20 protein-coding genes and 1 pseudogene are annotated in these 22,863 nt (G+C 56.5%); 13 read left to right on the top strand and 8 right to left on the bottom strand.

Features of this window, described 5'->3' with window-relative positions:
- Window positions 1-3: 3 nt before the first annotated feature.
- The 3 genes from AC07P6_RS06680 to mltB all read right to left on the bottom strand — a co-directional run bounded on the left by AC07P6_RS06680 (window position 4) and on the right by mltB (window position 2,854).
- Window positions 4-867: a metal ABC transporter permease gene (locus AC07P6_RS06680; protein WP_478315917.1), complete on the bottom strand. Its 864-nt coding sequence runs from the start codon at window positions 865-867 to the stop codon at window positions 4-6.
- A complete protein-coding gene (locus AC07P6_RS06675; RefSeq protein ID WP_478315916.1) occupies window positions 864-1,574 on the bottom strand; it encodes a metal ABC transporter ATP-binding protein in 711 nt (236 codons plus the stop codon). Before AC07P6_RS06675 ends, AC07P6_RS06680 begins: the two co-directional genes overlap by 4 nt.
- A 203-nt stretch (window positions 1,575-1,777) precedes the next feature.
- Window positions 1,778-2,854, bottom strand: a complete 1,077-nt coding sequence (gene mltB / locus AC07P6_RS06670; RefSeq protein ID WP_478315915.1) for a lytic murein transglycosylase B — start codon at window positions 2,852-2,854, stop codon at window positions 1,778-1,780.
- 263 nt (window positions 2,855-3,117) lie between these two features.
- Here mltB and srlA point away from each other — a divergent pair, with 263 nt between their 5' ends.
- From srlA to gutQ, 7 genes are all read left to right on the top strand, one after another.
- Entirely contained in the window at window positions 3,118-3,681 is a 564-nt protein-coding gene (gene srlA, locus AC07P6_RS06665) for a PTS glucitol/sorbitol transporter subunit IIC (protein WP_110277014.1), read from the top strand.
- Window positions 3,678-4,655 (top strand): PTS glucitol/sorbitol transporter subunit IIB, encoded by a 978-nt coding sequence (srlE, locus tag AC07P6_RS06660; RefSeq protein ID WP_112213764.1) that lies wholly within the window; start codon window positions 3,678-3,680, stop codon window positions 4,653-4,655. Before srlA ends, srlE begins: the two co-directional genes overlap by 4 nt.
- 13 nt (window positions 4,656-4,668) lie before the next feature.
- Window positions 4,669-5,031: a PTS glucitol/sorbitol transporter subunit IIA gene (srlB, locus tag AC07P6_RS06655; protein ID WP_182234353.1), complete on the top strand. Its 363-nt coding sequence runs from the start codon at window positions 4,669-4,671 to the stop codon at window positions 5,029-5,031.
- 17 nt (window positions 5,032-5,048) lie between these two features.
- Window positions 5,049-5,828 (top strand): sorbitol-6-phosphate dehydrogenase, encoded by a 780-nt coding sequence (gene srlD, locus AC07P6_RS06650; RefSeq protein ID WP_182234355.1) that lies wholly within the window; start codon window positions 5,049-5,051, stop codon window positions 5,826-5,828.
- Between the two features lie 134 nt (window positions 5,829-5,962).
- On the top strand, window positions 5,963-6,322 hold the full coding sequence (gene gutM / locus AC07P6_RS06645) for a transcriptional regulator GutM (RefSeq protein WP_182234357.1): 360 nt from the start codon (window positions 5,963-5,965) through the stop codon (window positions 6,320-6,322).
- 68 nt (window positions 6,323-6,390) lie between these two features.
- On the top strand, window positions 6,391-7,164 hold the full coding sequence (srlR, locus tag AC07P6_RS06640) for a glucitol operon DNA-binding transcriptional repressor SrlR (protein WP_182234359.1): 774 nt from the start codon (window positions 6,391-6,393) through the stop codon (window positions 7,162-7,164).
- Complete coding sequence (gene gutQ, locus AC07P6_RS06635) at window positions 7,157-8,122, top strand: arabinose-5-phosphate isomerase GutQ (protein ID WP_182234361.1); 966 nt, start codon at window positions 7,157-7,159, stop codon at window positions 8,120-8,122. Before srlR ends, gutQ begins: the two co-directional genes overlap by 8 nt.
- Here the strand turns inward: gutQ and norR are convergent.
- Entirely contained in the window at window positions 8,085-9,629 is a 1,545-nt protein-coding gene (gene norR / locus AC07P6_RS06630; RefSeq protein ID WP_478315914.1) for a nitric oxide reductase transcriptional regulator NorR, read from the bottom strand. The genes gutQ and norR overlap by 38 nt on opposite strands.
- Window positions 9,630-9,816: 187 nt before the next feature.
- Between norR and norV the strand changes: the two genes are divergently transcribed.
- Together norV and norW are read left to right on the top strand one after the other, a co-directional pair.
- A complete protein-coding gene (gene norV, locus AC07P6_RS06625; RefSeq protein WP_434661929.1) occupies window positions 9,817-11,265 on the top strand; it encodes an anaerobic nitric oxide reductase flavorubredoxin in 1,449 nt (482 codons plus the stop codon).
- Window positions 11,262-12,395: an NADH:flavorubredoxin reductase NorW gene (gene norW, locus AC07P6_RS06620; RefSeq protein ID WP_478315913.1), complete on the top strand. Its 1,134-nt coding sequence runs from the start codon at window positions 11,262-11,264 to the stop codon at window positions 12,393-12,395. Before norV ends, norW begins: the two co-directional genes overlap by 4 nt.
- Window positions 12,396-13,309: 914 nt before the next feature.
- Here norW and AC07P6_RS06615 read toward each other — a convergent pair.
- The 4 genes and pseudogenes from AC07P6_RS06615 to AC07P6_RS06600 all read right to left on the bottom strand — a co-directional run bounded on the left by AC07P6_RS06615 (window position 13,310) and on the right by AC07P6_RS06600 (window position 17,950).
- Window positions 13,310-14,031 (bottom strand): annotated as a pseudogene (locus AC07P6_RS06615) (HoxN/HupN/NixA family nickel/cobalt transporter).
- Window positions 14,032-14,042: 11 nt separating this feature from the next.
- Window positions 14,043-16,262 (bottom strand): carbamoyltransferase HypF, encoded by a 2,220-nt coding sequence (gene hypF, locus AC07P6_RS06610; protein WP_478315912.1) that lies wholly within the window; start codon window positions 16,260-16,262, stop codon window positions 14,043-14,045.
- Window positions 16,263-16,274: 12 nt separating this feature from the next.
- A complete protein-coding gene (gene hydN, locus AC07P6_RS06605; RefSeq protein ID WP_110277002.1) occupies window positions 16,275-16,802 on the bottom strand; it encodes an electron transport protein HydN in 528 nt (175 codons plus the stop codon).
- A 134-nt stretch (window positions 16,803-16,936) separates the two neighbouring features.
- Window positions 16,937-17,950, bottom strand: coding sequence for a LacI family DNA-binding transcriptional regulator (locus AC07P6_RS06600; RefSeq protein WP_478315911.1), 1,014 nt, complete (start codon window positions 17,948-17,950; stop codon window positions 16,937-16,939).
- A 254-nt stretch (window positions 17,951-18,204) separates the two neighbouring features.
- On the opposite strand from AC07P6_RS06600, the gene ascF reads away from it, so the two are divergent.
- The 4 genes from ascF to AC07P6_RS06580 all read left to right on the top strand — a co-directional run bounded on the left by ascF (window position 18,205) and on the right by AC07P6_RS06580 (window position 22,858).
- Window positions 18,205-19,647: a PTS cellobiose/arbutin/salicin transporter subunit IIBC gene (ascF, locus tag AC07P6_RS06595; protein ID WP_182234377.1), complete on the top strand. Its 1,443-nt coding sequence runs from the start codon at window positions 18,205-18,207 to the stop codon at window positions 19,645-19,647.
- A gap of 26 nt (window positions 19,648-19,673) precedes the next feature.
- Entirely contained in the window at window positions 19,674-21,098 is a 1,425-nt protein-coding gene (locus AC07P6_RS06590; RefSeq protein ID WP_182234379.1) for a 6-phospho-beta-glucosidase, read from the top strand.
- Between the two features lie 421 nt (window positions 21,099-21,519).
- The gene (locus tag AC07P6_RS06585) at window positions 21,520-21,741 is read left to right on the top strand and encodes a SymE family type I addiction module toxin (RefSeq protein ID WP_304253044.1); all 222 of its coding nucleotides are present in this window, start codon (window positions 21,520-21,522) and stop codon (window positions 21,739-21,741) included.
- A gap of 334 nt (window positions 21,742-22,075) precedes the next feature.
- Window positions 22,076-22,858, top strand: a complete 783-nt coding sequence (locus AC07P6_RS06580; protein ID WP_478315910.1) for a hypothetical protein — start codon at window positions 22,076-22,078, stop codon at window positions 22,856-22,858.
- Window positions 22,859-22,863: the final 5 nt, after the last annotated feature.

The following is a 22,863-nucleotide window of genomic DNA, read 5'->3' as shown; positions in this document are numbered from 1 at the left end:
TCCTCACCCCATTAATTTACGCCAGCCGACAACCAACCGACTGCGCGTGCCAAAAAACACCGAAACAAAAAAGATGCCGCTGGCGGTCAAGACGATAGCCGGACCGGCTGGTAGATTCGCCGCCCAGGAGAGGCTCAGCCCCATCCACGCGCAGACGCCACCAATAAGCGCAGCCAACAGCAGAATGCCCGGCAGCGTCCGCGCCCAGCAGCGAGCGGCTACCGCAGGCAGCATCATGACGCCCACCACCATCAGCGTGCCAAGCACCTGAAATCCAGCGACCAAATTAAGCACCAGCAGCGCGAGAAACAGGCCGTGCAGCAGAGCAGGCAATCTTCGCGAGTTCACCTGTAGCCAAACGCTGTCGAAGGCTTCGCTGACCAGGCCGCGATAAAAAAGAGCAATACAGATCAGCGTCAGGCTGGCGACGCCCGAAACGAACAACGCCGAATCGCTGTCTACCGCCAGAATCGAACCAAATAGCAGATGCAGCAGGTCGACGTTAGAACCGCGCAGCGATACCAGCGTGACGCCCAGCGCCAGGGAACCGAGGTAGAATCCGGCGAAGCTGGCGTCCTCTTTTAAGGGCGTACGGCGGCTGACCCACCCCGCCACCAGCGCGACCGCAATACCGGCAATAAATCCACCAACGGTCATCGCCAACAGCGACATACCGTTAAGCAAGTAACCCGCCGCCACGCCGGGTAAAATAGCGTGTGACAGCGCATCGCCCATCAGGCTCATACGCCGCAGGAGCAAGAAAACGCCGAGTATGGTGGTGCTGAGGGAGAGCGCCAGGCATACCACCAGTGCGCGACGCATAAAGCCAAATTCGATAAAGGGTTGAAAGAAGGTGTGCCAGATCATGCCAGCCTCGCGGAGCTAAATGCAGACAGCACACCGGGAGTTTCGCCCCAGCGGGCATGCTGCGACGTCAGCAACAGCGTTTCCGGGAAATGCTCGGCGACCCGCTGGTTATCGTGCAGCACCGCCAGAATCGTCTGCCCCTGCTGATGCATTTCCAGGATCAGCGTCATCAGATCGCGACTTGTGGCTTCATCAATGCCGGTAAACGGCTCATCGAGCATCACCAGCGGCGCGCGCTGTATCATCACCCTGGCGAACAACATCCGCTGAAACTGGCCGCCGGAGAGCTCCTCAATCGGCGTTTTCGCCATCGCTAATAGCCCCACCCGCTCCAGCGCCGTGCTAATACGCTGACGAATTTCTCCCCGTAACCCGCGCAGCAACGACACGTGCGGCCAGGCGCCCTGGCTGACGACGTCCTGCACGGTGAGGGGAAACTGCGACTCCAGAGAGTGGCGCTGAGCCAGCCAACCGATAATCGGTCGTCCGTCACGCCAGTTCAGACGGCCGCTCACCGGTGGAATAAACCCGGCCAGCGTCTTTAGCAGCGTCGATTTACCGCAGCCGTTCAGGCCGACGATAGCCGTCATGCTGCCCGCCGAAATCCTGCCGCTCAGCGACGGCGTTATTGCCAGGCCCTCATAGCCTGCCACCAGATGATCAAGTTCAATCATGGTAACGACACAGCCCACCAGGTCGCCAGCCACAGCACGGCCAGCAAGGAACAGGCGATAATCAGCCGCGTTGCACCGGAAGCCATCAATATGGAAGTCAATTCTCACACCTCAATAAAACGTTATAACATAACAATATTGAAAGATGCGTAAAATGTAAATTGGTGTCAACGAAAGGAAATGCTGCAAAATGTAACAGGCTCCTCCCCGAACGGAGAGGAGCACAGAGGGCGAGATTACTGCATACGAGCTTGAGAAACCGCCAGCCCCAACTGCCAGACGGCCATCGCGTAATGGGTGCTGTGGTTGTAGCGAGTAATAGTGTAGAAGTTCGGCAGGCCGTACCAGTACTGATATCCCGAGCCCACATCCAGACGCAGCAGGCTCGCCTGCTGATGGTTACCCAGCGACTGAGTCGGGGTTAATCCCGCCGCCGTCAGCTGCGAAACGCTGTATTTGGTTTTGAAGCCGTTCGCCAGCCCCGGCGCCTGGCCCATCGCCTGCACGGCTACCTGATCGCCGCTCACCCAGCCGTGCTGCTTAAAGTAGTTAGCCACGCTGCCGATTGCATCAACTGGATCCCACAGGTTGATATGCCCGTCGCCGTTGAAATCCACCGCGTACTGGCGATAGGAGGATGGCATAAATTGGCCGTAGCCCATCGCTCCGGCAAACGACCCTTTCAGGTCCAGCGGATCATCTTTTTCACTGCGTGCCATCAGCAGGAAGGTTTCCAGCTCGCCGGAGAAGTACTCCGCACGACGTGGATAGTTAAACGAAAGAGTTGCCAGCGCATCAAGGATGCGGGTTTTGCCCATCACCCGGCCCCAGCGAGTTTCCACGCCAATAATCCCGACGATAATTTCCGGCGGCACGCCGTAAACCTGATACGCACGGTTGAGCGCGTCCTGATACTGGTTCCAGAACGCCACGCCGTTCTGCACGTTATCCGGAGTAATAAACTGTTTTTTGTAACGCAGCCAGGCGCCGTTCGGCCCTGACGGCGGCAGCCCGGTCGGAGCCTGACGGTCCATCAGGCGCAGAACGTAATCCAGACGTTTAGCCTGCGAGAGAATTTCGTGCAGCTGCTGACGGTCAAATCCATGCTTGCTCACCATTTTGTCGATGAACTGTTCCGCCGCCGGGTTGTTGGCGAAATCACCGCCCATCTGCATCACATTATGCTGCGGCTCCAGCAAAAAACCGCCGGTACTGCCCGCCATTTCCGTTTCCGCAGGGGTTTGAGGTTTGCTGCTACAGGCAGCGAAAAGAGCACACAGCGGGAGTAAAACCAGATAGCGACGCTTCAACATGGGACATCCATTTAACAAATCGGCAAGAGGTAATTATGGTAAAGCATGCGCCCGCTCACAAGGAAGCGGCAGCGACTGAAATTCTTTTTATTGCCATTTTTACCTCATCTCTCGTCACATTCTTTTCTCTTCCTCAGTCACAATCTTTCAAAATAAAATATTTATCTTTCATTTTGCGATCAAACTAACACTTTTAAATCTTTCAAAGTGATTAAAATTAGCCGCCAGTTAGCAAGAAAAATAACACGCTGAAGGAGAGAACAATGATTGAAGTCATTACCCACGGTGCCGAATGGTTTATCGGCCTGTTTCAGAAGGGAGGTGAGGTGTTTACCGGTATGGTTACCGGGATCCTGCCTTTGCTGATCAGTCTGCTGGTGATCATGAACGCCTTGATCAACTTTATTGGTCAGCAGCGGATCGAAAAGCTGGCGCAACGCTGCGCCGGTAATCCGATCTCCCGCTACCTGCTGCTGCCCTGCATCGGCACCTTCGTTTTCTGTAACCCCATGACCCTGAGCCTCGGGCGCTTTATGCCCGAGAAATACAAACCCAGCTACTACGCGGCGGCCTCCTACAGCTGCCATTCGATGAACGGTCTGTTTCCCCATATCAACCCCGGCGAGCTGTTCGTCTATCTCGGGATCGCCAACGGGCTGACCACTCTCGGCCTGCCGTTAGGGCCGCTGGCGGTGAGCTATCTGCTGGTGGGCCTGGTGACAAACTTCTTCCGTGGCTGGGTGACCGACCTGACCACGTCGATTTTTGAGAAGAAAATGGCCATCCAACTTGAGCAGAAAGTCCATCTGTCAGGAGCAACATCATGACGCGTATTCGTATTGAAAAAGGCACCGGTGGCTGGGGCGGCCCGCTCGAACTGGACGTAGTTGCCGGTAAAAAGATTGTCTATATCACCGCAGGCACCCGTCCGGCGATCGTCGATAAAATTGCGAGCCTCACCGGCTGGCAGGCGGTCGATGGCTTCAAAGAGGGCGAACCGCCGGAAGCGGAAATCGGCGTGGCGATTATCGACTGCGGCGGCACCCTGCGCTGCGGCATCTACCCAAAGCGTCGTATCCCGACCATTAATATCCACGCTACCGGCAAATCCGGGCCGCTGGCGCAGTACATCGTCGAGGATATTTACGTTTCCGGAGTTAAAAGCGAGAACATTCACGTCTTAACAGATAACGACTCCCCTGCGCCACAGGACACGCCAGCTCAACCGGCGGTCCGCGACTATGACACCAGCAAGAAGATAACCGAGCAGAGCGACGGCCTGCTGGCGAAGGTCGGCATGGGCATGGGTTCCGTGGTAGCAGTGCTGTTCCAGGCCGGTCGCGACACCATCGACACGGTGCTGAAAACCATCCTGCCGTTTATGGCCTTCGTCTCAGCGCTGATCGGCATCATCATGGCCTCCGGCGTCGGCGACTGGATTGCCCACGGTCTGGCACCGCTCGCCAGCCATCCTCTGGGCCTCGTCACCCTGGCGCTGATCTGCTCCTTCCCGCTGCTGTCGCCGTTCCTCGGCCCAGGCGCGGTCATCGCCCAGGTTATCGGCGTACTGATTGGCGTGCAGATTGGCCTTGGCAATATTCCGCCTCACCTCGCCCTGCCCGCACTGTTTGCCATTAACGCCCAGGCCGCCTGCGACTTTATCCCGGTTGGTCTGTCGCTGGCGGAAGCGCGACAGGACACCGTGCGCGTCGGCGTCCCGTCGGTGCTGGTGAGCCGCTTCCTGACCGGCGCCCCAACGGTGCTGATCGCCTGGTTCGTTTCCGGGTTTATTTACCAATAAGAGGTTCCTGAAGATGACCGTGATTTACCAGACCACCATTACGCGTATCGGCGCCAGTGCGACGATGGCGCTGGAAGACCAGATGCTGATCACCTTTCGCGAAGGAGCCCCAGCCGATATCGAAGAGTATTGCTTTATTCACAACCACGGCGAGCTATCCGGCTCGCTGGTTCCGGGCGCGGAGCTTCAGCTTGGCGAACAGCGCTATCCGGTGACCGCCGTCGGCGACGTTGCCGAGCAGAATCTGCGCGAGCTTGGCCATATCACGCTGCGTTTCGATGGTCACCGCGAAGCGGAATTCCCCGGAACCGTCCACGTGGCGGGCCCGGTGCCGGAAGAGATCGCCACCGGCTGCGTACTGAAATTTGTTGCTTAAGTTGTAAGGAGAAAATTATGAATCAGGTTGCTGTTGTCATTGGCGGGGGACAAACCTTAGGGGAGTTTCTGTGTCGCGGCCTTGCCGCAGAGGGCTATCGCGTGGCGGTTGTCGATATTCAGAGCGATAAAGCGACCCGCGTCGCGCAGGCCATTAACGCCGAATATGGCGAAGGAACGGCGTACGGCTTTGGTGCCGACGCCACCAGCGAAGCCAGCGTCGTCGCCCTCGCCCGCGGAGTAGACGAAATATTTTCCCGTGTCGATCTGCTGGTCTACAGCGCCGGGATCGCCAAAGCGGCCTTTATCAGCGACTTCGCGCTGGGCGATTTCGATCGCTCGCTTCAGGTTAATCTGGTGGGCTACTTCCTCTGCGCCCGCGAGTTTTCGCGGCTGATGATCCGCGACGGTATAAAAGGACGCATCATCCAGATCAACTCGAAATCCGGCAAAGTGGGCAGTAAGCATAACTCTGGCTACAGCGCGGCGAAGTTTGGCGGCGTGGGGCTGACGCAGTCTCTGGCGCTGGACCTCGCAGAATACGGTATTACCGTCCATTCGCTGATGCTGGGTAACCTGCTGAAGTCGCCGATGTTCCAGTCGCTACTGCCGCAGTACGCCACCAAATTGGGGATTGCCGAGAACGAAGTTGAACAGTATTACGTCGATAAAGTTCCGCTCAAGCGCGGTTGCGATTATCAGGATGTGCTCAATGTGCTGATGTTTTACGCCAGCCCGCAGGCTTCGTACTGCACCGGGCAGTCCATCAACGTCACCGGCGGGCAGGTGATGTTTTAAAACGTTGCGCGCTGTTTTCCCGGAGGCGATGCTGCGCATCTGTCCGGGCTACCGATTATGCAGCTGTCTGGTAGCCCGGACAGGCGCAACGCGCCGCCTCCGGGGGAATATCGCACGCACCTTAAGGAGATTTTATGGTTACCGCACTCATCACCGTCGCCGCCATCGCCTGGATAACCCAACTCGCCTTTGGCGGCTGGCAAATCCGCCAGTTCAACCGCGCCTTTGACCAGCTATGCCAACAGGGCCGGGTCGGCGTGGGTCGCTCCTCGGGCCGCTTCAAGCCGCGCGCCGTCGTCGCCATCGCCGTCGACGAACACGACCGCATTCGCGATACGCTGTTAATGAAAGGTCTCACCGTCTTCGCCAGACCACAAAAAATTCCCGCTCTCAACGGCAAACATCTCAAGGAATTGCAGCCTGATGTGATCTTTCCCAATGATCCGCTCTGTCAGAATGCACTATTATTAGCGCTTAATCCGAAACATGGATAATTTCGTTGTGAAAGTTAATATCTTGCGAAATTATCATTTCGAAACTTTAAACGCAGGATACAACGCCTATGAAACCACGTCAGCGCCAGGCAGCCATTCTCGAGCACCTGCAAGCGCAGGGCAAATGCTCGGTTGAAGAGCTGGCGCAACACTTCGACACCACCGGTACCACCATCCGCAAGGATCTGGTCATCCTTGAGAATGCCGGTACCGTTATCCGCACCTACGGCGGCGTGGTGTTAAATAAAGACGAGGCCGACCCGCCCATCGACCACAAAACGCTCATCAACACTCATAAAAAAGAGCGGATTGCCGAAGCCGCCGTTCGCTTTATTCACGATGGCGACTCAATCATTCTTGACGCCGGCAGCACGGTCCTGCAAATGGTACCAATGCTCAGCCGCTTCAATAACATCACGGTGATGACCAACAGCCTGCATATCGTCAACGCCCTCTCCGAGCTGGATAACGAACAAACTATCCTGATGCCAGGCGGCACCTTCCGTAAAAAATCGGCCTCCTTTCACGGCCAGCTGGCGGAAAACGCCTTCGAGCACTTCAGCTTTGACCGACTATTTATGGGCACCGACGGGATTGATTTAATCGCCGGCGTCACCACCTTTAATGAGGTTTATACGGTCAGCAAAGCGATGTGCAATGCCGCCCGCGAGGTTATCCTGATGGCCGACTCATCGAAGTTTGGCCGCAAAAGTCCCAATATCGTCTGCGGCCTGGAGAGCGTGGACAAACTGATTACCGATGCCAACATCGACCCTGAATTCCAGCGGGCGCTGGAAGAAAAAGGCATCGAAGTCATTATTACTGGAGAACATCATGAGTAACTTTCTGTTAGAAGCCGGACGCCAGACCCTACTGCTGGAGCTTCAGGAGGCGAGCCGCCTGCCTGAACGCCTGGGCGACGACTTCATCCGCGCAGCGGAAATCATCATCCACTGCGAGGGCAAACTGGTGGTCTCCGGGATCGGTAAATCGGGCCACATCGGCAAAAAGCTGGCCGCTACATTCGCCAGCACCGGCACCCCGGCATTTTTCGTCCATCCGGCGGAAGCGTTACACGGCGACCTCGGAATGCTCGATAGCCGCGACGTGATGCTGTTTATTTCCTACTCCGGCGGCGCTAAAGAACTGGATCTTATCGTCCCACGGCTGGAAGAACGGTCCATACCACTGCTGGCGATGACCGGTAAATCCACCTCTCCGCTGGCGCTGGCCGCCAAAGCCGTTCTTGATATCGCCGTGGAACGCGAAGCCTGCCCGATGCACCTCGCCCCGACCTCCAGTACCGTCAACACACTGATGCTCGGCGACGCGCTGGCGATGGCGGTGATGCAGGCTCGCGGCTTTAATGAAGAAGATTTTGCCCGCTCGCACCCGGCTGGCGCGCTGGGCGCACGACTGCTGAACAAAGTTCACCATCTCATGCGCCGCGATGGCGACGTGCCGCGCGTGGATGTTGATACCAGCGTGATGGACGCGATGCTCGAACTCAGCCGCACTGGCCTGGGACTGGTGGCGGTCTGCGATGAGCACAATCACGTCCAGGGCGTGTTTACCGACGGCGACCTGCGCCGCTGGCTGGTAGGCGGCGGCAGTTTGCAAGATGTCGTCAGCCTGGCGATGACCCGCAACGGCGTAACCCTGCAATCAGAAAGCCGCGCAGTAGAAGCTAAAGAGCGCCTGATGAAGCACAAAATCAGCGCCGCTCCGGTGGTCGATGACAACGGACAGCTGGTCGGCGCGATTAACCTGCAGAACTTTTATCAGGCCGGGATCCTTTAAGTCCCAGACGCTTCGCCAGCCGATGCAGGTTGGCGACATCGAGATCCAGCGCGCGGGCGGCGGCGGCCCAGTTCCGGCTGTTATCCGCCAGCGCTCTGGCAATCGCTTCGCGCTGGAAGGCTTCCGTCGCCTCGCGTAAATTCACCACCTCCGTCACCGGCTGCGGGCTTGCGCTCGGCAGGACCGGCGTTTCCACGGCGAACTGAAAATGCTGCGGCTCCAGCGCCACCTCATTACCCGCCTGCGTCGCCCGCGCCAGCACCACCGCGCGATGGATCGCATGTTCCAGCTCACGCACGTTCCCCGGCCACAGCCAGGCGCGCAGCCTCGCCCGCGTCGTGTCGCTTAAAATCACCTGCGACAGCCCCATGCGCAAACGGCACTGCTCGCAGAAATACCCCGCCAACAGCACCACGTCGTTTTCCCGCTCGCGCAGCGCCGGAACCGACAGCGGGAACACGCTCAGACGATGATAAAGGTCGGCACGAAAACGCCCTTCCACCACCTCCTGACGCAGGTCGCGGTTGGTCGCCGCCAGCACCCGCACATCAACCCGCAGGCTGCGGTCATCGCCGACGCGCTGAATGTCGCCATACTGCAGCACCCGCAGTAGCTTGGCCTGTAGCGCCAGCGACAGCTCGCCAATTTCATCGAGGAACAGGGTCCCGTTGTCCGCCATTTCAAACTTGCCGCTGCGGTTACTTATCGCCCCGGTAAACGCCCCTTTAACGTGACCAAACAGCTCGCTTTCCGCCACGCTCTCCGGTAGCGCTGCGCAGTTGAGATACACCAGCGGGTTGGCTGCACGCGGCGACCCCTGATGCACCGCCTTCGCCACCAGCTCTTTGCCGGTGCCGGTTTCGCCGCTAATCAGGACGTTCAGGTCGGAAGCCGCGACGATATCGATCTCTTTTTTCAGCTGTAAAATCGGTGCCGACAGGCCGATTATCTCCTGACGCTCGGACGCCGGATAAGCGATAGCCTGCTCCGGCAGCACGTTTTGATTCTCCAGCCGGGCAATCAGCAGCGCGTTATTCAGCGCCCCGGCGACCAGAGCGGCAATCAGGCGCAGCTCCTCATCGCTAAAGCTGTCGAAGCGGTCCGCATCCATGCCGTCGAGAGTCAGCGCACCAATCAGGGTTTGTCCGGCAAATAGCGGCAGCCCGACGCAGGCATGTACCTTCAGGCTCTCCTGTCCGGGAATTAATCCGTCGTAAGGGTCCGGCAGGTCGCTGTCTGCCGGGAACCGCACCACATCCCCGGCGCGAGCAATCGCCTCCAGCCGCGGGTGACCTTCAAGGGCGAAGCGTCGCCCAAGTACATCCTGCGCCAGGCCATCAATCGCCAGCGGCACAAACTGATGCGCTTCGTAGCGCAGCAGCGCCGAAGCATCGCAGCCGAGAATCTGCCGCAGGGTGGTAATCAGGCGCGAGAAACGGTCGGCATGACCGATATCGCTTTGCAAATCAATGGCGATTTTCGCCAGGGCCTCGACGGAGAAACTCATTGTCGCCTCATAGTCATTCTGACAGTAAAGATAGTCATAACGACTATTTTAACCATTGTCATTTTGACATCAACAAATTTAGATAAAAACATTAAAACCTTTAAATTCAATTAATTAATAAGTTGGCACGCAACTTGATATAAGCAAAACATCTTATTTGAACAATGCTGAATTAATTGAGGTTGCTATGTCTATTCTGGTTAAAAATAACATTCATTGGGTTGGCCAACGTGACTGGGAAGTGCGTGATTTCCACGGAACAGAATACAAAACGCTGCGCGGCAGCAGCTACAACAGCTATCTCATCCGCGAAGAAAAAAATGTGCTGATCGATACCGTCGATCATAAATTCAGCCGTGAATTCGTGCAGAATCTGCGCAGCGAAATCGACCTCGCCGATATCGACTACATCATTATTAACCACGCCGAAGAGGATCATGCTGGCGCGCTAACCGAACTGATGTCCTGCATTCCGGACACCCCGATCTACTGCACCAACAACGCCATCGACTCCATCACCGGTCACCATCACCATCCGGAGTGGAATTTTAACGTAGTGAAAACCGGCGACAGCCTGGATATCGGTAACGGCAAACAGCTGATTTTTGTGGAAACCCCGATGCTGCACTGGCCGGACAGCATGATGACCTATATGACCGGCGATGCGGTACTGTTCAGTAACGACGCTTTCGGCCAGCACTACTGCGATGAACGCCTGTTCAACGACGAAGTTGACCAGACCGAACTGTTCGAGCAGTGCCAGCGCTACTACGCCAACATCCTGACCCCGTTCAGCCGCCTGGTGACGCCGAAAATCACCGAAATCCTCGGCTTCAATCTGCCGGTCGACATGATTGCCACCTCCCACGGCGTGGTATGGCGTGAAAATCCAACCCAGATCGTTGAGCTGTACCTGAAATGGGCGGCGGACTATCAGGAAGACCGTATCACCATTTTCTACGACACCATGTCCAATAACACCCGCATGATGGCGGATGCGATTGGCCAGGGCATCAACGAAGTTGACCCGAACGTGGCGGTGAAAATCTTTAACGTCGCCCGCAGCGATAAAAACGAAATTCTGACCAACGTGTTCCGCTCCAAAGGCGTGCTGGTCGGCACCTCCACCATGAACAACGTAATGATGCCGAAAATCGCCGGGCTGGTGGAAGAGATGACCGGCCTGCGTTTTCGCAACAAGCACGCCAGCGCCTTTGGTTCCCACGGCTGGAGCGGCGGCGCGGTTGACCGTCTCTCTACCCGTTTACAGGATGCCGGTTTTGAAATGTCCCTGAGCCTGAAGGCCAAATGGCGTCCGGATCTCGACGCGCTGGAAATTTGCCGTCAGCATGGTCGCGAAATTGCTCGTCAGTGGGCGCTGGCTCCGCTGCCGGAAGCCGCTGCCAAACCAGACCAGGCACAAGAAGCCTGCGCCTGTGCCGCCGCAGCGGCAGCCGACCTCGGACCGATGATGCAGTGCAGTGTGTGTCAGTGGATTTACGATCCAGAAAAAGGCGAGCCGAACCAGGACGTCCAGCCGGGTACGCCGTGGAGCGAAGTCCCGGATAACTTCCTCTGCCCGGAATGCTCGCTGGGTAAAGATGTGTTTGATGTTCTGGCATCGGAGGCAAAATGAGTGATGGCATCGTCATCATCGGCTCGGGCTTCGCGGCCCGTCAGCTGGTGAAAAATATCCGCAAGCAGGACCCGCAAATCCCGCTGACCCTGATCGCCGCCGACAGCATGGATGAGTACAACAAACCGGACCTCAGCCATGTGGTCAGCCGTGGTCAGAAGGCCGACGAACTGACCCTGCAAACGGCGGGAGAGTTTGCCGAGCAGTACAATCTGCGCCTGTTCCCGCATACCTGGGTGAGCGATATCGACGCCGAGAATCAGGTAGTGAAAAGCCAGGACCGCGAGTGGCGCTATGACAAACTGGTGCTGGCCACCGGCGCGACGCCGTTTATTCCGCCAGTGCCGGGACGCGAGCTGATGCTGACCCTCAACAGCCAGCGTGAGTACGGTGCAGCGCAGAGTCAGTTACATGACGCCAGACGCGTGCTGATCGTCGGCGGCGGGCTGATTGGCTGCGAACTGGCGATGGATTTCTGCCGCGCCGGGAAAGCGGTGACGGTGGTGGATAACTCCGCCAGCGTGCTGTCAGCGCTGATGCCGCCGGAGGCCAGCAGCCGCCTGCAGCATCGTCTGACCGATATGGGCGTGCACCTGATGCTGAAATCCCAGTTGGAAAGCCTGGAGCAAAACGCCGACGGCATTCGCGTCACCCTTGACCGTCAGCGCACGGTGACCGTTGATGCGGTGGTCGCCGCCGCCGGCCTGCGCCCGGAAACAGCGCTGGCGCGGCATGCCGGTCTGGAGATTAATCGCGGCGTGGTGGTAAACAGCCAGCTGCAAACCAGCCATCCGGCGATTTACGCTCTCGGCGACTGCGCGGAAATCAACGGCATGGTGTTGCCGTTCCTGCAACCGATTCTGCTGAGCGCCATGTGCCTGGGTAAAAATCTGCTGACCCAGCAGGGCGAGCTGAAGCTGCCGCCGATGCTGGTGAAGGTCAAAACCCCGGATTTACCGCTGCATCTGGCGGGCGATACCCGACGCGAGGATCTGACGTGGAATATCATTGCCGCCAAAGACGGTCTGGTCGCAAAAGGCGTGGATGCCGAAAACCAGCTACGCGCCTTTGTGGTTAGCGAGGATCGCATGAAAGACGCCTTTGCGCTGCTCAAGCAGTTGGTGAGTTAGCCTGTATGGACTGACGTTATCCCCGGAGGCGGCGCGTTGCGCCTGTCCGGGCTACCCCACCGGCGAGCTTACCGTTTTCCCGGGTCGCGGCGTAAACGCCTTACCCGGGCTACCCCACCGTACGATTCCTCTGCTCCGGTAGCCGTTGGGATTTGGTAGCCCGGACAGATGCGCAGCATCGCCTCCGGGACAATATTCCGCACCGCTGCCCTGGTAGCCCAGCTAAGCGCAGCGCAAGCCGGGGATCCCAGAAAAGACATCTTACGTTAACCTTGTGGGATGCTATTATCCATATGTTGGGTGATGTCAAATAAAAGGACAGCTAAATCAATATGGAATTTAAAAAAAATAAAGTCATAATTTTCAATCTATTGCTCGCTTTGCTCAGTTGCGCCGTTATTATTTTAATCCACAATGCAGGATATGAATGGTATATCGCACACTTCCATCCCCGCAGTAGAGGTGTTGGTTTAGTTTTTGTCAGGTTTTATATCCTGGGAATAATCATTCCGGCAGTTTTCATATCTGTATTTATTAGAATGAAATGGTCATTAATTATGATGGCGGCAATATTTGGCTATATGTTTATCACCTGGTACAGCGGCAACCCACTAAGAGTCATATTGATGTCTATCTCCGCCTGCGCAGGGTATGGAGTCGTTATATCAGGAATGCTTTTAAAACGGAGTTTCAGGTCGTTAACCTGATATATCCGGCTGATGCTTCATCCCGGGTCGCGGCATAAACGCCTTACCCGGGCTACCCAACCGCACGATTCCTCTGCTCTGGTAGCCGTTGGGGTTTGGTAGCCCGGACAGATGCGCAGCATCGCCTCCGGGACAATATTCCGCACCGCTGCCATGGTAGCCATGGTAGCCCGGCTAAGCGCAGCGCGAGCCGGGAAAAACGCCAACCTACCGCGCCAGATTATCGTACCCGCGCCAGCGGTAGTTGAGCACCGACAGCACCCAGCAGGCAACAAACAGTCCGACCACCACAAAACCAGCGTTGCCAAGATTGTCGTTCAACGCGCCAACCCAGCGCCAAACCCCACCGCTCAGAGAAAACTTATCCATCAACAGCCCCAACGCTTCCAGCCCGCCAATGAACAGCGCCACCACCACCGACGTCCCGGTAATGGTCATATTGTAATAGAGCTTGCGCTGCGGCTTGCTGAACGCCCAGCCGTAAGCGCCGACCATCAGCACATTATCAAGCGTATCCACCAGCGCCATGCCGCTGGCGAACAGCGCCGGAAAAACCATAATCGACCAGATGGACATCCCGCTCGATGCGCTGGCAGCGGAGATCCCCAATACGCCAATCTCCGTCGCCGTATCAAAGCCGAGGCCAGCACCACAATTGACGAGTGGCCCAGCGAGAACCATGCCCCCACGGCAAAAGGCCGCCGCCCCTGCTGCATCATTTTGCGGGTCACGTTATCAATTGCTGCAATATGATCGGCATCCACCGCATGGCGCAGGCCGTAACCCCAGGCCAGCAGGCTGGCAGCCATTAGCGCACCGCTGCCGCCGAACGCGACAAACGCCCAGCCCCAGGCCAGCAAATTGGCCACAATTAATGCCAACACCAGCGCCGCTGCGCGCGGCTGCTGGCGCAAAATCATCATTATCATATTGGTGTCCTTTAAGCCTGAAGACGGGCCGCAGCGATAACCGCCTGGCCGAGGGCGAGCGCCCCATCGCCTGCGGGTAGTTGCTGCGGAAACAGCAGAGTAAAATCATGAAGATAAAAGGCCAATCGCGCCGCCAGCAGCCGGTTATGCAGTACTCCGCCACCAAAAGCCAGGGTGTGAATGTCCCGCGCGTTCGCACAATCACGCATCATCGCCGCCAGCCCGCAGGCCAGCGCATCGTGAAAAGCCCAGGATTTTTGCGCCGGATTGGCCTGCCAGCCGAGCCACAGTCGCCAGAACGTCGCCAGGTCCAGCTCGCCATCGCGCCACGGTAACGTCACCGGATGATCAACACCTTCGCAGGTTGCCGCCAGCGCCTCCAGTCGACAGGCCGCCTCGCCCTCATAGCTCAGGGTTTGCGGCGCACAGCCTAATACGCAGGCAACGGCGTCAAACAGACGTCCGCACGACGACGCTTTAGGCGCATTAATGCCGCGCTCAATGGCCCGCGCCAGCAGCGGCCAGTTTTGCTGACGCAGCACGGCGGTTTCGGCATAGCTCTGCCAGTCAGGCACAAACGCCAGGCACTGAGCGAGCAGATTGCGCCACGGCTGACGGGCGGCGAGGTCTCCGCCGGGCAGCGCCACCGCGGGCAAGCCGCCAAGCCGTTCGCACTCACGATAGTTAACCCGCAGACACTCGCCGCCCCATAGCTCGCCGTTTTCCCCCATTCCAATGCCGTCGAGCGTCAGGGCGATGACGTCGCCGCCGTCCAGCGGCCAGCGATGTTCAGCCAGGCAGGCGGCTGCGTGGGCATGGTGATGTAAAACGCGCTCCACCGGTAGCACCAGCGACGCCGCCCACTGCGAGGCGCTATAGCCGGGATGGGCATCAACCACCACCCGCTGCGGCGTAAAAGCGTAGATTTCCTGCATCAAATGCAGCGCCTGTCGCCACTGCCCTTCTACGCCTTCCTCACCGAGGTCGCCAAAATGCTGACTGAGCACCGCTTCATCGCCGCGCAGCAGGCAGAAGGTATTTTTCATATCCGCGCCGAGGGCCAGCAGCGGCGGTACGTCGTGGAATCCCGGCGGTAGCGGCAGCGCGTCCGGCACATAGCCGCGAGCACGGCGCAGCATCTCGCCGCTTTGCCGCACCACGGAATCATCCATCCGCTGCACAATCTCGCGATTATGCAGCAGAAAACCGTCGGCAATCCCGGCGAGATCCGCCAGCGCCTGGTCGTTGGTCAACGCGGGCGGGCGGCCGCTAAGGTTGCCGGAGGTCATCACTAAAGGACGCGCCAGCGCCTGCGAAAGTAAATGCTGCAATGGATTAGACGGCAACATTCCCCCTACTTCCGCAAGCCCTGGCGCAATTTGGTCGCACAGGCCAGCAACCTGCGCTTTATTCAGCAGCACGATCGGCGCGGCGGGGGATGTCAGCAGCTTAAGCGCCTGTTCGGGCAATCCCATCGTTGTCGCCAGCATCACCGCCAGCGGTTTTGCCGGACGATGCTTGCGCGCCCGCAGCGTCGCCACCGCATCACGATTTCCGGCATCGCATACCAGATGAAAACCGCCCAGCCCTTTCACCGCCACGATGTCCCCCGCCATCAGACGGGAAATTGCCGTTTCTAAAGCGGCATCGCCAAGCAGGTTCTCCGCCGCGCCGCGCCACTCCAGCTGCGGCCCGCACTCGGCGCAGGCCACCGGCTGAGCGTGAAAACGGCGATCGGCAGGATTGCGATACTCCGCCGCACAGGACGGACAAAGAGGGAACGGAGACATGGAGGTCAGCGGGCGGTCATAGGGCATGGAGCGAATAATAGTAAAGCGCGGCCCGCAGTGGGTGCAGTTGATAAACGGGTAGCGGTAGCGGCGCTCCTGCGGGTTATTCATCTCCGCAAGGCATGCCGGGCAGGTGGCGGCATCGGGCACAATCTGCGTACGCATGCTCCCGGCTCCGCTTTGGCGGATGGTGAAACCCGACGGCGCGATGGCCCAGGCAAACGGCTGACCTTGCGTGCTGTCGATCCGCGCCAGCGGCGGGCAGCGCTGGGTTAATCCGGCAAGAAACGCCGCATCACCGCCACCAAGCCGCACCAGTACGCCATCGCCGTCGTTGCATACGTCGCCGCATAGCCCCAGCTCCTGCGCCAGTTGCCAGACAAAGGGGCGGAATCCCACCCCCTGCACTTTACCGCGAATGCGAATTTGCACCCCGTTCATCGCGCGGCCAAATTACCAGGCCAGCGCCGTGCGGCGGCGTTTTTCGATATTCATCTGTTCGAGCTTGTTGCGGTCGACGCAAATCAGCGCATGAGTTGGGCAGGCATCCATACAGGCCGGGCCTTCCTCGCGGTGATAGCACAGGTCGCACTTATTAGCTTCGGCTTTTTCCGCCAGCACGTTCAGGCCCGCTCCGCTGTTGCGGATAACCGGGCGCACTACCACTTCCATCGCGCCATACGGGCAGGCCACCACGCAGGTTTTGCAGCCAATACAGCGCTCCTGCATCACGTGGACAAACCCCTTTTCGCGGCTGATTGCGCCGTTCGGGCAGACGTTAGCGCACGGCGCGTCTTCGCACTGACGACAGGCGGTGGCCGTCGACACATTGACGCCTTTAATCACGTGAATACGCGGTAAAAAGTTTTTTGGCGTCAGCGCGGCGCAGTCCTGATGTTCCTGATGAGAGACCACGCAGGCCACTTCACAGGTGCGGCAGCCGATGCATTTGCTCGCGTCGGCGATAATGAAACGGTTCATCCATTTCTCCAGCTGTAAGAAGGTTATGCGCCGGAGTATGCATAATACGTTCCAATTTTTATTGCATTGATAATAAAGGGAATAAATAACAGGAACAGTGTCATCGTCACAACTGACGATGACAGATGACGACGTCAGGCATGCGGGCCGGGAACCATCGAGTCGCGTTCAATCAGCTCGCCGGGGAAGGTTTGCTGATATTTTAAATCACCGCCGTCGAGCATAAAAATCAGCCGGTTAATGCTCTCTTTGATCATCTCCGTGACCGGTACTTTCACGCTGGAGAGCGATGGCACCATATAGGGTGCCAGCACGATATCATCAAAACCGACTACCGATACTTGCTCCGGCACCTTAACACCGTGCAAATGCAGCTGCTTCATCGCACCGATCGCCATATCGTCGTTGCTCGCCACCAGCGCGCTATAGCGGGCGTTACGCTGGCGCAGCGTCTCCACCCCGGCGGCGCCGGTTTCCGGCGTCCACCTTCCTTCAGCAATCAAATCGTTGTTCAGGTCGATGCCGTGGCGAGACAACGCATCTTTATATCCCGAGAGACGCTCAACGCCGGTTGGCGAATCCAGCGAACCGGTAATAAAGGCGATGTCGCGATGACCCAGTTCAATGAGCTTTTCCACCGTCATCATCGCCGAGGCCTTTTGATCGGACCAGACGCAATGACTGGCGTTGCGGCGCAGGCGGCGGTTGAGCACCATAATCGGCTGCTCATGGCTCTCAATAATCTCATCCATCTCATCAACGCTAAGAAAACGCGGGTAGATGATAATCGCGTCGCAGCGCAGGTCGAGCAGATACTGAATCGCCTCGCGCTCTTCCTCCGCGCTGTGCTTACCGTCAGCGAGGATCAGCTGCCGCCCTTTGTCTTCGGTCATCCGCGCCACGTGATAGAGCAACTCGCTGAAGTAGACGCCATGATAGAGGGTATTGGTCACCACCAGTCCGAGGGTCTGCGTCTTTTTGGTCGCCAGGTTACGCGCCAGCAGATTAGGCCGATAGCCGCTTTCAGCCACCGCCTGGAACACGCGGTCTTTGGTCTCCTGACTGACATAGCCGTTCCCCGACAGCACCCGCGAAACGGTGGCTTTCGACACCCCCGCGCGCTTCGCGACCTCCAGCATTGTTGCCATGTGGTTATTCCTGTTGCCAATGTTGCCCGCAGTGTACTGCACGCGCGGCGCTTTTTCAGCATTTGCACACATCTCTCCCTTTGCTGACAAAGCGATCAAAATCACAAAATTCAGATCTTAATTTTTTATATCTTGTAACTACAAATGAAACTATTGATGATTATGTGGAACCGGTTTCCTATGTATGCATGATACCGCTCCGTTTACGGCGCGATGACAAGCCAGTACCCCATTGATAAACAGGATAAAATCCGATGTCTAAAAATTATGCAGCTCTGGCGCAGCAGATCATTACGGCGATAGGTGGCGTAGATAACGTCGCCGCCGTTACCCACTGTATGACGCGCCTGCGTTTCGTGGTCAAAGACAGCGAGCAGGTTGATAGCGCCACTTTGAAAGGGCTAAAAGGCGTACTCGGCGTGGTGCGTAGCGACAACCAGTGTCAGGTGATCATCGGTAATACCGTCTCCCAGGCGTATCGCGAGGTGGTGGCCCTGCTACCGGGGGATCTGCGCCCTGCCGAACCGCAGGGGAAACCGCCTATCACCTTAAAACGCATCGGAGCGGGGATCCTTGATGCGCTGATCGGCACCATGTCGCCACTGATCCCGGCGATTATCGGCGGATCGATGGTTAAGCTGCTGGCGATGATCCTGGAGATGACCGGCGTGCTGCCCAAAGGCGCGCCAACGCTGACCATTCTGACGGTTATCGGCGACGGTGCGTTCTTCTTCCTGCCGCTGATGGTTGCAGCTTCCGCGGCGGTGAAATTCAAAACCAATATGTCGCTGGCGATTGCAATTGCCGGGGTGCTGGTGCACCCGAGCTTTATCGAGCTGATGGCGAAAGCCGCCCAGGGCGAGCACGTTGAGTTCGCCTTTATTCCGGTAACGGCGGTGAAATACACCTATACCGTGATCCCGGCGCTGGTGATGACCTGGTGTCTCTCTTATATCGAACGCTGGGTCGATCGTATCACCCCGGCGGTCACCAAAAACTTCCTTAAACCGATGCTGATCGTACTGATTGCCGCCCCGCTGTCGATTCTGCTGATTGGCCCGCTCGGCATCTGGATTGGTAGCGCCATTTCCGCGCTGGTTTATACCATTCATAGCTACCTGGGCTGGCTGTCGGTGGCGATTATGGGCGCACTGTGGCCACTGCTGGTGATGACCGGAATGCACCGCGTCTTTACCCCGACCATCATTCAAACCATTGCCGAAACCGGCAAAGAGGGCATGGTCATGCCGTCTGAAATCGGCGCGAACCTGTCGCTGGGTGGCTCATCGCTGGCGGTGGCGTGGAAAACCAAAAACCCGGAATTGCGCCAGACGGCGCTGGCGGCCGCGGCTTCTGCCATTCTGGCGGGGATTTCCGAACCCGCGCTGTACGGCGTGGCGGTGCGCCTGAAGCGACCGCTGATTGCCAGCCTGATCAGCGGCTTTATCTGCGGCGCGGTGGCCGGGATTGCCGGGCTCGCCAGCCACTCAATGGCGGCGCCGGGCCTGTTTACCAGCGTCCAGTTCTTCGACCCGGCTAATCCGATGACTATCGTCTGGGTCTTTGGCGTCATGGCGCTGGCGGTAGTGCTGTCGTTTGTCCTGACCCTGCTGCTCGGCTTTGAAGATATTCCAGTTGAAGAGGCCGCTGCTGACGCCAGACAGCGCCAGGCCACGGCTCAAACATCACACGCCTGAACACAATTTTGATAATGAGGTAACGCATGGCGACTTTTCCACAGGGATTTTTATGGGGCGGCGCACTGGCCGCCAACCAGTCCGAAGGGGCATATCTGGAGGGCGGTAAAGGGCTGACCACCGTCGATACCATTCCCCACGGCGCTCACCGCCTGCCGGTCAAGCTGGGGCTGGAAAAGCGTTTTGAGCTGCGCGACGATGAATTTTACCCGAGCCACGAGGCCATCGATTTTTATCATCGTTATAAAGAAGATATCGCCCTGATGGCGGAGATGGGTTTTAGCGTATTTCGCACCTCTATCGCCTGGAGCCGCCTGTTTCCGAAAGGTGATGAACAAGAGCCGAATCAAGAAGGGATCGCCTTCTACCGTTCGCTGTTCGAGGAGTGCAAAAAGCACCATATCGAGCCGCTGGTGACGCTGTGCCATTTCGACGTGCCGATGCATCTGGTGACGGAATATGGCTCCTGGCGCAATCGTAAAATGGTGGAATTTTTCACCCGCTATGCCCGCACCTGCTTTGAAGCTTTTGATGGTTTAGTGAAATACTGGCTCACCTTCAATGAAATCAATATTATGCTGCATAGCCCGTTCTCCGGAGCCGGGCTGGTGTTTGAAGAGGGCGAGAATCAGGATCAGGTGAAATACCAGGCCGCGCATCATGAACTGATAGCCAGCGCCTTAGCCACCAAAATCGCCCATGAGGTAAACCCGCAAAATCAGGTCGGCTGTATGCTGGCGGGCGGCAATTTCTATCCTTACTCCTGTAAGCCGCAAGACGTGTGGATGGCGTTAGAGAAAGACCGCGAGAATCTGTTCTTTATCGATGTGCAGGCGCGCGGTGCGTATCCGGTATGGGCCGCACGGGTATTTCGCGAGAAAGGCGTGACGGTTGTGAAAGAAGCGGGTGATGATGAAATCCTGCAAAATACCGTCGATTTCGTCTCTTTTAGCTACTACGCCTCGCGTTGCGCCTCGGCGGAGATGAACGCCAATAACACCAATGCCGCCAATATTGTTAAGTCGCTGAAGAATCCGCATATTCAGGCCAGCGAATGGGGCTGGGGTATCGACCCGCTCGGCCTGCGCATCACCATGAATATGATGTATGACCGCTATCAGAAGCCGCTGTTCCTGGTGGAGAACGGCCTCGGCGCGCGCGATGAGATTGACGCCAACGGCGAGATTAACGACGACTATCGTATTAGCTATCTGCGCGAGCATATTAAAGCGATGGGCGACGCCATCGAAGACGGCATTCCGGTGATGGGTTACACCAGTTGGGGCTGTATCGATCTGGTTTCTGCTTCTACCGGCGAGATGAGTAAGCGCTACGGCTTTGTCTACGTTGACCGCGACGACGCAGGCCACGGCACGCTGGCGCGCAAACGCAAAAAATCGTTCTGGTGGTATAAAAAGGTAATAGCCAGCAACGGAGAAGATTTGGCGTAGTTTGCCCCACAGGCTGAGGGATCCTCAGCCTCACAAACACCTGCAACACGGAAATTTTCCCGGCTCGCGCTGCGCTTGTTCATCAACGTCTGCGGGCCGGTAGCCCGAACAGATGCACAGCATCGCCTCCGGGAATGGCACCCGGCAGCCCCAATATTCCATACAGAATATTTTACACGACCCATTTCACGTCACTATTATTACCCTGAATAAAACAACCTAAAAAATCTTATTCGAGTTAGTCATAACCTAATATTTCCAGTTTCATTTTTTGCATTTTATTTTGTCGAGCTTGCCTCCAGTTTCAGGTTTGCCATTCTGTTTTTTTACTGGCATTTTATTCAGTAGTTTTTAAACGCAAAATAGAGTTTCACAACATATCGCTTGCCCAGTGACAAATAAATAAAATGTGGAGAAAACCATGACAGAAGAAAACAATAAAACGGAGTCGCTTATTACCAGGCCCTTTCGTCATTTAAAAGTGGGTTATATCAGGCGCAAAACCCGGCAAAGTCAACGCGGTCAGCAGCATTCATCGTTGAATCTCAATGGCGACTGGCTGGAAGCGGCGGGATTTCCTATAGGTACGACGGTAAAGGTATTGGTGATGCAAGGGAAGTTAATTATCCAGGCTGAAGGTTGAATTGAATAATTGCGGCGCTCTGGCTTTGCTGAGGCCGGGCGCACTGCTGACAAATCCTTCAGTGAAGCTCAGTACACCAGTCGGCTATCTCATTTTCATCTATTCCGTCCAGTATTTCAGATACCGAACGGCAACCCCGTGCGCGGCGTTTTATAAGGGTCATACATACCGTATCGCCGTCTGCTTTAACGCTCAGCGGTGGTCCCACTCTCCAGCCCATCATTGATGCAATCTTTCCAGGTATAGTCACGACTACCGCCCCTCCCCCTGCTGTCAAAGTTTAGTGAATGGCATATATTCTCCGATAAGTGTAACAATGCCTCACCAGAGTATAGTGCGAATTTATTTACTCTATCCTAATTATTATTTTATTTTTCCAGTTTCATTGTTTGCATTTTATTTTGTGGAGCGTCATTCCAGTTTTCGGTTGGCATTTTTTATTTTATTCTGGCAATTTACTCATCAGAAAAGAAGATTTAGCTCCCCAAGTAATAAAACTCAAGGATTGGAGGTGAATTTGTATCAATGGACCTGGCATGATTTTGAAGATCAAACAGAAGCGAATAACACTAGTGAGGATGACCCTTATGATTTCTCTACAGGAAATAAAAATTTCGAATATATAACCAGAGATTTTTGGGCAGGATCGCTCAGGAATGGTTACCGCTATACCATCGGTTTTCTACGCATGACTGGTCAATCAACTCTGGAAGGTATGGTCGGTACTTTGGTGCACGATGGAAATCCAGTTACGCTTCCTGATAGTGGAGGATGGATAGTGAGCTTTGACCTTTCCGAGGATCGAAATGAGTTTGAGCATGTCAGGCTCAATCATCGAGCAAGCAGAGAATTATGCGCCGCTGTTTCCAGTGCAATATACGACCATTACAATATTTCTAAAGCAGGTATATATTGTTGGTATGCTGCCCGCCCCAGATTACTGGGTTTGTATGATAGGGCATTAGGCTTTACCGTTGATGTAGAACTTAAACAAAAAATTATTCCATTAACAACTAATTATAATCGCTCGGGCGATACAGGGAGGGGCTATGCCATCATCACGCAATACTATTCATATTCTAACCGGCGATCAGATATCAGCCGTACTGGATCGTAAGTTAA

The sequence above is a fragment of the Klebsiella sp. GFKo11 genome, assembly GCF_056490265.1.
The sequence above is the reverse complement of the archived record's forward strand: the minus strand, read 5'-3'. Positions and strand labels throughout refer to the sequence as shown.

Coding starts and splice junctions, on each gene's coding strand:
- AC07P6_RS06680 (WP_478315917.1), bottom strand. CDS start 867: ATGATCTGGCACACCTTCTTTCAACCCTTTATCGAATTTGGCTTTATG.
- mltB (WP_478315915.1), bottom strand. CDS start 2,854: ATGTTGAAGCGTCGCTATCTGGTTTTACTCCCGCTGTGTGCTCTTTTC.
- srlA (WP_110277014.1), top strand. CDS start 3,118: ATGATTGAAGTCATTACCCACGGTGCCGAATGGTTTATCGGCCTGTTT.
- srlE (WP_112213764.1), top strand. CDS start 3,678: ATGACGCGTATTCGTATTGAAAAAGGCACCGGTGGCTGGGGCGGCCCG.
- srlB (WP_182234353.1), top strand. CDS start 4,669: ATGACCGTGATTTACCAGACCACCATTACGCGTATCGGCGCCAGTGCG.
- srlD (WP_182234355.1), top strand. CDS start 5,049: ATGAATCAGGTTGCTGTTGTCATTGGCGGGGGACAAACCTTAGGGGAG.
- gutM (WP_182234357.1), top strand. CDS start 5,963: ATGGTTACCGCACTCATCACCGTCGCCGCCATCGCCTGGATAACCCAA.
- srlR (WP_182234359.1), top strand. CDS start 6,391: ATGAAACCACGTCAGCGCCAGGCAGCCATTCTCGAGCACCTGCAAGCG.
- gutQ (WP_182234361.1), top strand. CDS start 7,157: ATGAGTAACTTTCTGTTAGAAGCCGGACGCCAGACCCTACTGCTGGAG.
- norR (WP_478315914.1), bottom strand. CDS start 9,629: ATGAGTTTCTCCGTCGAGGCCCTGGCGAAAATCGCCATTGATTTGCAA.
- norV (WP_434661929.1), top strand. CDS start 9,817: ATGTCTATTCTGGTTAAAAATAACATTCATTGGGTTGGCCAACGTGAC.
- norW (WP_478315913.1), top strand. CDS start 11,262: ATGAGTGATGGCATCGTCATCATCGGCTCGGGCTTCGCGGCCCGTCAG.
- hypF (WP_478315912.1), bottom strand. CDS start 16,262: ATGAACGGGGTGCAAATTCGCATTCGCGGTAAAGTGCAGGGGGTGGGA.
- hydN (WP_110277002.1), bottom strand. CDS start 16,802: ATGAACCGTTTCATTATCGCCGACGCGAGCAAATGCATCGGCTGCCGC.
- AC07P6_RS06600 (WP_478315911.1), bottom strand. CDS start 17,950: ATGGCAACAATGCTGGAGGTCGCGAAGCGCGCGGGGGTGTCGAAAGCC.
- ascF (WP_182234377.1), top strand. CDS start 18,205: ATGTCTAAAAATTATGCAGCTCTGGCGCAGCAGATCATTACGGCGATA.
- AC07P6_RS06590 (WP_182234379.1), top strand. CDS start 19,674: ATGGCGACTTTTCCACAGGGATTTTTATGGGGCGGCGCACTGGCCGCC.
- AC07P6_RS06585 (WP_304253044.1), top strand. CDS start 21,520: ATGACAGAAGAAAACAATAAAACGGAGTCGCTTATTACCAGGCCCTTT.